Here is an 11,883-nt window from a genome sequence, read left to right on the forward strand (position 1 = left end):
TGCTGATTCAGGAAATCTGTGATCATTGTGGGAGATAAGGACTCAATCACCCCTAGTAATTTTTGGTATAATTCTTCTAACAAATCCAACAATTGCTTGGGATTAATCACTTCTAGTTTTTCCAGGATATTATCATAAAATTCTTTAACTGGTTGAAGAAGTATAGAAGGCTTGTATTCATTTAATTTATCCACGAGAGGAGTAAGATAGGGGTCGAGAAAATCCACTACCATAGTACCAGGTTTTAAAGATTCAATTTTGTCGTCAATTTTATGAAATTCCCCTTCCATTAAAGCCACAATATTTTCTAAGGGAGCTAAAATCTCATCAAAGGCAGCTTTCAACTCAGGGTTAACGACACCCGGAACATCCACCGCTTTAATTACCTCTGTTCCGACTTTTAGTGCGGTTTTAACCGGGGTACTAAGGGTAGAGACATCAACCGCTTTTAACTCCTTCTCCAAGCCATTGCTTTTGGTTACCACCACTTGAAACGCTGGTTTAAGGGACACTTCTTTGAGATTGTAAGTAATTTTCACCATACCCTTTTCAGCGTCTTTTAGGGCATTAGTAATTTGAGGACTATTCAAAATGGCAGTAACTTTTTCAAACAGATCCTTGATTTTATTTTCTAACTGCTCTTGGTTGAGCTGGTTTTTAATTTTATTGTTAACGTCGTTAATTGAATCTTCTATTTTTTTAGTTTGCTTTTTTATTTCTCCAGAAAATTCATCAACTTTACCAACAATAGTTGTCGAGGCTTGATTACATCCTTTTTTAAAGGGTTTAACTAATTCTTGGGACTTACGAGAAGTAGTTTCAATAAACTGTTTTATTTTTTGAATAATTTCTTGAATATAGCTTTTAACTGTATTTAACAGCTCTTCTCCTTGCTTAATTTTGTCGGCAATACCTTGGGTAACTTTAGTGGCAATTTCCTTCACTTTACTAATGGCTTGTTCAATAACCTCTGGTATTTTCTGGGCAAACTCTCTGAGTTTATCGGTAATAGTTTTAACTTTAGCTGTCAGAGTCTCAATATAAGTCTTGATTTTATTAAAGAAAGGAACTAAAGCTCCTGTAGTAGCACCATCTCCTGCAGTACTAATTAATTCTTCTAAAGCAGTTTGGAAATTGGTAATATTAAAGTTTTGTAAATTTGCCAGAGCTGTATCTGTGCTAGCATCAAGGCTCTCAATTTTTCTAGCAATCGCTCCAATGCTTTTTCTCAGTTTTGGAAATTGCTCTTTTTTTAGGGAAGTAGGGTCTTTTAGTGAACCCAGCAGTTGTTTATACTCTGCTATTAATTTAATTCGATCCTCGATATTCATTTCAATGCGGCTAAGAGCCTTGGAAGGAAGTTGTTCTGCTAAGGAGTTAATCTGCTCCTTAAAAATTTCGGTGAGGGCTTGTGAATCAATTTTTTTCAGTAATTCATCTGGATCTGACAATTTATCGAGGAATTTTTTTAGTGCTTTGAATAAAACATCCAAGGTGCGAACAGGTAACATTCCTGCCTTGGTGACAAATTCTTCAAATTCCCCAAAGATAGTTTTTGTGTCTGTGGGCAATTCTCCGATACTGAAGCTACCTATCAAGTCTTCAGTTAAAGAGCCAATAGACTTTTTAATGTCATTAGCAATCTTCAAGTCTCCGAAATCAGCTGCCTTGGGTAAGGTAATGGCTGCGGTAAGGCTCTCGAAGTTAAGTTCTGTGAGTTGGTCGATTTTTCCAGATAATTCTGCTTTCAGTTCCTCAGCAGATAAAGGCACCTGGGAAATTATATTCTTTACATTTGTAAAATCGACCTGAGGAAGCTGCTCTTCTATTTGCTGCTGATAATTATTAATATCAGGAAGACCATTTTGACCCAGTTGAGCAACAGTACTTTCCGCTTGAATACATTGATTTTGAGCATCAGCAAATGCTACTTGAGGATTAATATCTTTTAATTGATCGACAATAGAGAGTGCCATAATCTTGAGTCTGATTAACTTAATCTTGTGTGTAAAAGCCGGTTGAAAGCTAAAAACGGCAACTTAAATACGTAAGCATTCAGCTGTCAGCCGTCAGCCGTCAGCCGTCAGCTAAAAGCTCACGCTACTTGAGGTGCCGTCAGCAGTCAGCTTATTTTATTCAAAAGCTGTTCTGTGTAGCGTGGTCACAGGCCCGAAGGAGTTTCCCCCACTCGCGCTTGGGATCAAGACAGCGTAAGGGTATTGCATTAGCTGATAGCTGATAGCTGATAGCTGAATGCTTACTTAAATCCCAAAAATAGCTTTTAATCCTTCTGTAACTTTATCTAAATCTTTTGTGGCTTCCTGTACGGGTTCTAAAGCTCCTTTTAACGGTTTAAATGGGTTAGTAATTTCCGGAATAGTACCCAGTTGTAGAGCATCAGGAAGAGTAGCAACATCCATCAGATTCTTCGCCTTAACCTGAATCGACTGGTCTACCTGAGCAACAGCTGCACCCCCTTGACTACTAGGAGGATCAGTATACTCAGCAATGGTCAAAGTATAGCTGAACTGCTCTGGCTCCTTAGCTAATTGAAACACCTCAAATCGTTCCACAATAACCTGGCCAAAGTAGCTTCTGCCAACAATTTCGGCAATAAAATCCACCGGTTTTCGCTGTTTGTAAATTTGTCGCAGTGCCTCCAAGTCCTTACTGGCTGTAGAACCGTAAAAGATACCGCTAATCCCTAATAAGACTGAGTCCCGTCCCAAGTCCTGTACAAGGTTTCCTGCCATACCAGGAACACGATGGGAGATCAAATTCGCTTGCTCTAGGGTGACCAGCCGATGCACTCGGTTTAGCTTAATTTTTCCTAACTCAATAGCCATGATTAGCTGCTCCCATAAAATCTGCGGTATTCGCGACTGACTTTGCTAGCGATCGCGTCCATAATCTGATCTAAGTCCATTTCTGGTGTACCGTTGCGCCTGATCATCTCTGTTTCAACCTCTGTTTCTAGCTTGCTGGGATCGGAAGAATGGGTGATGGGTAATGGGTAATGGGTGATGGGTAATGGGTAATGGGTAATGGGTGATGGGTGATGGGTAATGGGTAATGGGTAATGGGTAATGGGTAATGGGTAATGGCTGATCGCTGATCGCTGAGGGCTGATCGCTGAGGGCTGAGGGCTGATCGCTGAGGGCTGATCGCTGAGGGCTGATCGCTGAGGGCTGATCGCTGATGGGTCACTGGAAGTTTGAAGAGCCTGGGGTGGGGTAATATCAGTATCCGCACCCAAGGGAAACCTCTGCCAGGTTTCGGGACTCCCACCACTGATTTCCTGGGGTTGCTTAATCATGGCATGATTTGAAGAGTTTTGTGGAATGGGCATCTTGCCTGTTTCCTGCCTGGGGCTAGGGCGTGTCTTCAAACTCGGAGTACCCCCATTATCCCCCGAGCGAGGGATTGCTCGCTCGGGGGACTTTGAGTATGGCTCCCCCCTTATTAAGGGGGGCTGGGGGGGATCATCATCTGGCGGAAAACTTTGAAAACACGCCCTAGCAGGATGCCCACCCCACTCATATTCATCCGAAGATTCAGCAATGCCTATTTGCTCACCACTCCGATAAGAATCAATCAGTAGATCGGGAGTTGCATGTGTAAATAGTACTTGATCTCCCGTGTGCTCGAAGTCCCCCCGATCTACTAGGTTTGAGTGCAACGTGGGATCAGAGGCACTAACCAGATTAGGGTTTGCTAAATCTAGCTGTTCCTGGGAAGCTAATAATTCGGCAAGTTCTTTCAAGCCCTGAACATTACTCGAATGCTTTGGTAAGAGTGCTTCATTCCTGTCCAGAGTTGGTTGTTTAGATCGAGATTGGGTTGAGGGAGCTTTGGAGGCAGAAGGGAAGAGTTCTTGATCTAGGGTCAGCTCCTGGGCAGGAGTAGTTGTGGGCACCTTCTGCCCTGTGCCTTCTGCCTTCTGCCTTCTTGTAGCCCCTGATTCCACCCTAGAGAATTGTACATCCCCTGAATTAACGAAAACGTCGCTATTATTCCCCTGGCTTACCTGATCGCCACCGACTGGTGTTGACCAACTATCCTCCATAGTTGGATTAGGAGTTGGGTGTTGCTGAATTGAAGTATGAATGGGCGATGGTCTGGTTTGGGAAAAGCCCCCTAAATCCCCCCGAGCGAGGGATTGCTCGCTCGGGGGACTTTGAGAGTTTTGTTCCCCCCAGCGAGGGATTGCTCGCTGGGGGGCTAGGGGGGCATAATCATACCCAGAATCAGCATCAATCGGAGTTGCTAAACCTTTTGGGATAAACCCGGAAGTTAGCCACGTCTCCAAAGCTGTGAATTCCTCACCTAGCTGTCCAACCTGAGATACAACTTTCTCTAAACAGCGGAGTTCGGAGCAATCTTCACTGGTCAAATAATTCCCAGCTAATCCCCCTGCGGTGTATTCACCAATCAAGGCTTGAAACTCACTACGTAGGGATTCCCCAAGAGCGACCAGAGCCTGATTGATATTAGGAGAGCTTTCCCCAGGAATCGCCATCACTAACTTCCTCATCTAACATTTGTAAGTAGATCGAGACTTGCCCCATGGTCATTGCTTGCACTTGTTGGGGAGTCCAGCCAAATGCACGGGCTAAACGGTAGCTGGCTTTTACCAATGGGGAAGCACTCAAGCCATTTAGGTTTTTTTTTCGGTCAGCCCACTGATTTGTCTAATTTCAGCGATCAAAAAGTTAACCAACCCCAGATGCATCGTTTTGACTTGTTCTAAGGAAAGGGCTGGCTTTACCAGTGATTCCTTGATCATCAACAAGGGAATTAAGCTTGGATCATTTTTCCCTGCTTTCATAATTAGCCCAAAGGTACCAATAGTCAAAGGACGTAGCTGCACAACCACATCAGGATCTGACTGCTGATTGCTTTGAGTAGGTTGCAAGATATGTGGAGGCACCACAACATTAAAGATAACGGTAGAACCAGCTAGGAGTTCTTCTGGTGTTGGTTCCATTTGAGCATTGATTAGTTAGTTATTTGTCATTAGTTAACCTTTTTCTTCTGCACTAATGCGTAAAGCTTTAAAGCTAACTCCTTCCATCACAAAATCATCTTCAGGTAATTGAAAACTCCAGCTTTCAAACTTAACACCGAACACAGTAAGAGTACTACTTTGGTCAGGAAAGGCTGGATTTTTCAGGGCAATAACGATATTAAAGGAAGGTTGGGGAATGGCGGCAATTGGCGGAGGACTTGTTGCTCCATCACCCAGCAGCAGCCGAATTAAAGCCCCATTAACATGAGCTCGTTGCACGAAGCCAGAAACATTGATATTTCCTGGACGCAACTCCGTTGGGAAACGCTTACCAATTTCGTGGTAAGGTCGTAACTCATTTTCCACCTTGACCGTTACGTTCTGTAAGCGGCCAACTATACTCGAAAATTCATACTCACCAATTAAACTATCCGCAAGTTTACCTTCTACTGACTCACTGTCATCGACAGCTAGAACCAACGAGGCATCAGAACCGCGAAAGACATTAACATTGGGCATACTAGTCCTCCTAACTATTTCCGAAATTTAAGGATTTTCATCCTTGGTTGTGAGGGCAGCTGATGGTGCGTGACCCCTTTGGGGAATTAAAAATTAAAAATTAAAAATTAAAAATTAAAAATTTAACAAATTTTGCAATTTTTTAATTCCGGGTACAAGCCCCCACTGATTGTCATTTTGAATTAATAATTTTGAATTTTGAATTGGAGCGATCGCGTAGCGTGACCTGCATGTCAAGCGACTTGACTGTCTTTTTTTATTCGAGATACATCGTCACCTGGATAAAGTCGATGCTAAAGGTTGGCATCAGAGTCATGGTAACCATCACCTTCCCTTCTTTTTCTTGAGCGCGGGTTGCTGATACATCAAGTTGATAACTTACCAAGGCTTCATTATCTACCATGCGCGTCAAGAAAGCATTCAAGGTAGCTTTCATCGCTCCCCGCACTCGTTCATTATTCAACTTACCTATATAGGGATTGCAACTGCTACGAACCCCGTAGATTGCATAGTCTACAATCCGTCTGGTAGTGATTTGCTTCCAGGCTCCATCATCGGTGGTTATTCCTTTAACGATGCGAAATCCAGCCCGTTTTTCTACTGTTAAAACACGTTTTGTGACCAGTTTTTCCAGTTGTGTACTGTTAAATTCCGTAGTTAGACCTTCAATTGTTAGAGTTTTGTTAGTGGGACTGGTTTGTACAGGCAACGAAGACAGCATCCCAGCCACAGCAGCAGCTAGGTAACTACCGGGTAGCTTGTTTTGTTTTCCTTGAGATGAAACCAAAATTCCCGGTGCTGTAAAAATGATGCGGTCATTATTGATGGTGTGCTTAGTAATATCGTCTAAGCTATCTTTACCATTGCTAAAGCCACTACCAATGATGCCAATGCGCTCTCGCTTGATTCCTGCTGTTGTCTTCAGGTGTCCTTCTAGAACGGTTGACATCCCTGTTGTGGTAACATCTTGCCCAGCCAGTAGCACAATGTTAACGATTTCATTCTCTAGGAGAGCTAAACTTCTAGCGTAATCATCACTCGTAGCATCAGCACCATTTTTGCCTCCAGTGAAGTTGGCATAATCAGTTACGGATTTTGGTGTTCCCTCGGTTGTAGTCCCGTCAACCTCCACCAAAGCTGATTTTTGATTAACCTCAGTTTTGAGTTCAGCAATATTTGTTACTGAGTATGTTTCCTCAATTGTGTCCTGGGAGAGTTTGACTGTTATTTCTGTGCTAACAACTGTAATTTTAATCTTGATCTCATTTCCCAGAGTACCAGGAGTTTTAGCTTTCAGGGTCAGCAATGTATTCGAATTATCTTTCAATTCATATGTTGCATAAGATAATGTTGAATTCTTAGCTGTCCGCACCGCATAAACATTCTGCCCTCCATTTTGATAAATCAGCTCTAGAGCACGAATTAATGTAAGTTCATTTTTAGTCCCGTCTTGCCACTCGTCACTTTCACCAAAAATTTCCTTAGCTTCAGACAAGCTACCGAGCAATTGCACCTGGTCTACAGGTCCTTTTTCCGCTGTGCCGACAATTCCAATGTTGCCTGTAACTACGCCGCCAGCACTAATCAAACCCTCATCACGCACCTCAATATAAGTGCCTGGTAAAACCATCGTCTGAGTCATGAAAACCTCCACCGGAATTGAAGCATCATACTAATTCTCCTGCGCACTGTGAAGTACCCCAACCTGCTTCGCTGAGGGTTGGGGCTTCCAATTCTCAGGTCAATTCAGGGACGGTCTTATTCGTCTTTCGGGCTTCCCGCTTCATCCGCCGACGCCTCAACCAGAGGCGCGACTCTAGGCCGGGGAACCCGGCCTAGAGTCGCGCCTCTGGAATTGGTCTTACTCAGCGTCCACAGGCAGACATCCGCCTTCCGCAGACGTATAACTTTCACGACAGACTTACCTTGGAATTACAGCACTATGACTAACCAGCTGGGGCAAGTCTCTTCCCTGAGCTCCGCTAGTACTTTTATACCTTTTGGCCTAAAACTGATAGGATATTAGACTGTTTGCAAGGTAGCCTTTTAGTCGGTCAGGCGGGTCAGCGACCAACTTTATTATAACACGAATCATCACAAGTTGTCGTCTCGCTATCCATCCCCAACCTGAACGTTCGCGTAGCGTGGCCAAAGGCCAGGTTGGGGAATTCCGCGAATCTTGTTAAAATTTTACTAGTGCATCACTACCATCGGATTCCACCTGAAAACTTAGTTGCACTTTGTACCGGGTCTCACTTAGCCTATCATCAGGGGGTTTTTCCAGGGCCAACCCATCTAATTTTTTTGGACAAATGACCAAAATTATGTACTGAGAATTTAACAGGAGGATCGCTGTCTAAATAAGTAGCGATCGCCAACTCGCTTATTAGTCATAATAATTCTACAAACTTAATAATAATTAATAAGTTGAGAAGCTCAAACAAACATTTAATTATGTCAAAATGAGGGTAAGTACGTCAGTTGTGAGTGCTGAAGGGTCAGTAAGACCAAAAATTTTGATGACTTTTTTTATTTGATTAGTTTTGTTATTATTATTTGCCCGTGGGAGTCTAACGTAACGAGAATTCCTGTTAGAATTATTTGCTCTGATTATATCCTTATATCCTATTTCCCCTAAAGCCCTTATGTGCCCAGATGTTTCTATCCCTCAACCAGACCTCAGTAGCAATGGTTCAAACTCCCAAACCATGACTAATATCAGTGGGTCGGTCTCACCACTGGTAAACTCAATTCCGCCATTGTTAGGAGCTTCTTTAGTAGAGTTAACCAGCTGGATACAAGAACAGGGACAACCGGCTTATCGAGGGCGTCAGTTACATGGATGGATTTATGAAAAAGGAGTGCGATCGCTTTCTGAAATTTCTGTCTTTCCTAAACAGTGGCGTAACACCCTCGCCGATGTTCCCATTGGTCGCTCAAGGTTACACTACCGCTTAGAAGCAAAGGATGGTACGGTAAAATACCTGCTCCAGTTATCAGATGGTCAAATTATTGAAACTGTGGGTATTCCCACACCAAAGCGTCTGACCGTTTGTGTGTCTTCTCAGGTCGGTTGTCCCATGGCTTGTGACTTCTGTGCTACTGGTAAAGGCGGATTCACTCGCAATCTGGCTCGCCATGAAATTGTCGATCAGGTTTTAACAGTGAGGGAAGATTTTCAGGAACGAGTCAGCAATGTCGTGTTTATGGGTATGGGAGAACCCTTGCTGAATACCGAAGCTGTGGTCGGTGCAGTGAAGTCTCTTAATCAGGACCTGGGGATTGGAGCGCGATCGCTTACTATTTCAACAGTTGGTATTCCCGGTCGTATCCGCCAACTCGCTCAGCATCAACTACAAGTTACCCTTGCCGTCAGTCTACACGCCTCAAATCAGCAGCTACGGGAGCAACTGATTCCTAGTGCCAAGCACTATCCTCTCAAAGCACTATTAGATGAATGTCGAGACTATGTAAACTTAACCAGTCGCCGAGTGACGTTTGAATACATCCTTTTGGGTGGACTGAATGACTGTCGAGAACATGCTGTTGAGTTGGCTAAGAACCTGAGGGGGTTTCAGAGTCATGTCAATTTGATTCCCTACAACCCCATTAGTGAAGTAGATTACCAGCGTCCTAATTACCGCAGGATTCAAGGCTTTGTTGAAGCTCTTAAGCAGCAACACATTGCTGTCAGTGTACGCCATTCCCGTGGTCTTGACAAAGACGCCGCTTGTGGACAACTTAGAGCATCTAGAAGTAGTTAGAAGTAATGTTTTAAGGTCATGTTTTAAGGTCATGTTTTAAACGTTGGTTAGATAGGATGGAGGCGAACAAAATATAAGCGATGCAGCGCGGTCATGGGGGAAACCCCCATGACCGCGCTGCATCAAGAAGGGACGTTTTACTAACCCTTCTGTTAAAAACCTACCCTTATGAGTTCGCCCCCTCACCCCCTCATTACTTAAGCACTAGGAGCATAGATGCCAGGGGCATAAGCCTCAACCACCCTGCCAGTGCGAGAGCAGCTAATCATTAAATAATCACAGACGGGGCATTGAGTCTGGGTTAGGTGAGTGTTTTGATAATAAATCCTTTGAGCACTACTGCCACAATTAGGACAGTAAACTTTCTGTGTTATCTGCATGTTAAACCTTGTTTGATTCAGTCAGTTATTAAAAAATGACTGCCTCTAACAAGCACCGACCCTGGTTCAACCATCTACTAGTACCGCTTTGCGAAATTCAAAATGAATTCTTCAGGTGCGACCCAAGGGCGATTTACTCGCCCTAGGAGGCGCGCACCTTAAAATTAACAAAGCTGATGATGTCAGCTTTTAGTTTGTTTTGAATGGTAGCTTTATTTGTGCCGTCTTGTACTAGTTAGGTTTGACCACTCAACTGATTAATCTGGAGGCAGTAATCGTTAATCTTTCCTTAACTATTGTAGTTAAGTCTTATTTTTTTGGTAATTAATTTAACAATACTTATTAATAGTGTTTACATGTTTTAATATTTCGGCCAAATTGGCACTCCAAGACTAGGTGATTTTTATTAAAAATAAGCTTCTCTCCTAATTGATCCCTAATTGATCCCTCAGGATTTTATGTGATTTTTTATACAAATGATTGAGAATATCTACCGTAGATAAAACGAGTTTGATGACCAAAGATGTGAGATATGATACCGTACTCGGTTGATTACTGATCATATCCGAGTACGGGTAATTGGATCGGGTAATTGGTCATTGGTAGTTGACGATTATCGATCCATCTGTTAAATGGGTTAACCAATCCGTTGCCCCATCTTCAATAGCAGACATTAGCAATAGCCCTATTGCTGGAAATTAGAGATGTCCCGACGGGATGGTTTTATGAAAAGCAAGAGTGTTATAAGGGGATAGCTTGGTAAAATTTGGGCAGTATGGTGGTAGAGAGCTTAGGAAATAGACTACTTAAGTATTAATGGCAAACAGAATATCTGATCAATTAACACTTCTAAACTAATAATGAATAAACACTATATCTTTTTTACCAGAAATACTTTACCTCAACCCAATGCTGCCCACTTAGTTCATGATGTCAATTCCGCCAATGCTGCTGCTAACCTTGGTTATTCTACTGTTTTAGTCTATCTTCACCCCCCAGAGAAATCCCTGAATCCCTTAGACTGGCTGTATCCGTTTCGGCTCCAACAGCCACCGGAAAATCTAACCAAGTTTTACAGTATTCAGGATCAGCTCAAGGTGGCTCCCCTAGCTATGCCTTGGCCCATTGGTCACATGAAAGGGAAACTGACTAGCCCCAGCACAATCGTTTGTCGTTACTATTTTCCAATTCATATTTTTACCCATACTCAAATCTTACACACCTTGGATTGGAATTTAGTGAAAACAGCCATCAAATATGGTATACCAGTCATTTATGAGCGGGAACATTATAAAAAAAGTGACTATGATCAATCGATTGTCCAAAACCCACTTTTTCAAGTCGCAGTCACCGTAGCTGATAATATTCGGGACGATATGATTCGTAGGGGTATGCCCCCAGAAAAGATTATCAAACTCCATAGTGGCTTCAATCAGTCTTTTTTAGTAAGACAACCAGAACAAGCCTCTGAATGGCGCAAAAAACTTTTGGTGGATAACCGTCAAAGGTTAGTGGTCTATTCAGGAGGACTCTATCGCTTCAAAGGGGTAGACTTATTAGTTGATGTTGCTAAAGAATTACCACAGATTCAATTTGTCTTTGCTGGTGGCAATCAATCTCAAGTACAGTCTTATCAGCAGCTAGCTAGGGAAAAACAAGTTAACAATGTTACCTTCTTAGGTTATATTCCCCACCAGCAGCTTCCCAGCTTACTCCAAGCTGCTGATGTGTTGGCTCATCCTCACTGTTCTGGTGAGGCGGCTACCTTTACCTCTCCTCTGAAGCTCTTTGAGTATATGGCTTCAGGAACTCCGATTGTGGCGACGGAAATTCCCCCGTTGATGGAATTTAAATCTTCGAGTGCTATTGCTGGCTGGTGTGAACCAGATAACCCAGTTCAATTGACTCGTTGCCTCCAGCAGGTATTAGAAACCTATCCCAGAAACGTGAATGGTTATGCCGCTCAAATTGAGTGGGGGCGTCAGTTCTCTTGGGAAAATAGAATTGCCAAAATTATGAGCAATGTAGCAGAATCTATACATCCTATAATATCTGATTAATATGGTTACCCTTAGGGTTAAAGTAAGCTATCAGCTATCAGCTATCAGCTATCAGCTATCAGCTATCAGCTATCAGCTATCAGCTATCAGCTATCAGCTATCAGCTATCAGCTATCAGCTATCAGCTAATGCGCTACGGATGGTGCTACTTG

The 11,883-nt window shown here is 42.9% G+C and carries 10 protein-coding genes; 2 read left to right on the forward strand and 8 right to left on the reverse strand.

Going from position 1 to position 11,883, the window contains the following annotated elements; genetic code table 11:
- From F6K38_RS27210 to F6K38_RS27240, 7 genes are all read right to left on the reverse strand, one after another.
- The coding region (locus F6K38_RS27210; RefSeq protein ID WP_287358208.1) for a hypothetical protein at nt 1–1,976 on the reverse strand (1,976 nt) is incomplete at its 3' end.
- 285 nt (nt 1,977–2,261) lie between these two features.
- On the reverse strand, nt 2,262–2,846 hold the full coding sequence (locus tag F6K38_RS27215) for a DNA circularization N-terminal domain-containing protein (protein WP_008184360.1): 585 nt from the start codon (nt 2,844–2,846) through the stop codon (nt 2,262–2,264).
- 2 nt (nt 2,847–2,848) lie between these two features.
- Nucleotides 2,849–4,519: a hypothetical protein gene (locus F6K38_RS27220; RefSeq protein ID WP_044493194.1), complete on the reverse strand. Its 1,671-nt coding sequence runs from the start codon at nt 4,517–4,519 to the stop codon at nt 2,849–2,851.
- The gene (locus F6K38_RS27225) at nt 4,491–4,652 is read right to left on the reverse strand and encodes a hypothetical protein (RefSeq protein ID WP_154659786.1); all 162 of its coding nucleotides are present in this window, start codon (nt 4,650–4,652) and stop codon (nt 4,491–4,493) included. The genes F6K38_RS27220 and F6K38_RS27225 overlap by 29 nt, the downstream gene beginning before the upstream one ends.
- Before the next feature lie 5 nt (nt 4,653–4,657).
- Nucleotides 4,658–4,987 carry a hypothetical protein gene (locus F6K38_RS27230; protein ID WP_008184358.1) on the reverse strand — a complete coding sequence of 110 codons (330 nt, stop codon included), beginning with the start codon at nt 4,985–4,987 and terminating at the stop codon, nt 4,658–4,660.
- A 33-nt stretch (nt 4,988–5,020) separates the two neighbouring features.
- A complete protein-coding gene (locus F6K38_RS27235; protein WP_008184357.1) occupies nt 5,021–5,527 on the reverse strand; it encodes a hypothetical protein in 507 nt (168 codons plus the stop codon).
- Between the two features lie 256 nt (nt 5,528–5,783).
- Nucleotides 5,784–7,169 carry a phage tail sheath C-terminal domain-containing protein gene (locus F6K38_RS27240; RefSeq protein WP_287358211.1) on the reverse strand — a complete coding sequence of 462 codons (1,386 nt, stop codon included), beginning with the start codon at nt 7,167–7,169 and terminating at the stop codon, nt 5,784–5,786.
- 1,066 nt (nt 7,170–8,235) lie between these two features.
- Between F6K38_RS27240 and rlmN the strand changes: the two genes are divergently transcribed.
- Entirely contained in the window at nt 8,236–9,291 is a 1,056-nt protein-coding gene (rlmN, locus tag F6K38_RS27245; protein ID WP_287358214.1) for a dual-specificity RNA methyltransferase RlmN, read from the forward strand.
- A gap of 197 nt (nt 9,292–9,488) precedes the next feature.
- On the opposite strand, the gene F6K38_RS27250 is transcribed toward rlmN, so the two are convergent.
- Entirely contained in the window at nt 9,489–9,671 is a 183-nt protein-coding gene (locus F6K38_RS27250) for a replication restart DNA helicase PriA (protein WP_071986879.1), read from the reverse strand.
- Between the two features lie 860 nt (nt 9,672–10,531).
- Here F6K38_RS27250 and F6K38_RS27255 point away from each other — a divergent pair.
- On the forward strand, nt 10,532–11,731 hold the full coding sequence (locus tag F6K38_RS27255) for a glycosyltransferase (RefSeq protein WP_008184352.1): 1,200 nt from the start codon (nt 10,532–10,534) through the stop codon (nt 11,729–11,731).
- The last annotated feature ends 152 nt before the right edge of the window (nt 11,732–11,883 follow it).

This window comes from Moorena sp. SIO3B2, from assembly GCF_010692525.1.
Classification (GTDB): domain Bacteria; phylum Cyanobacteriota; class Cyanobacteriia; order Cyanobacteriales; family Coleofasciculaceae; genus Moorena; species Moorena producens.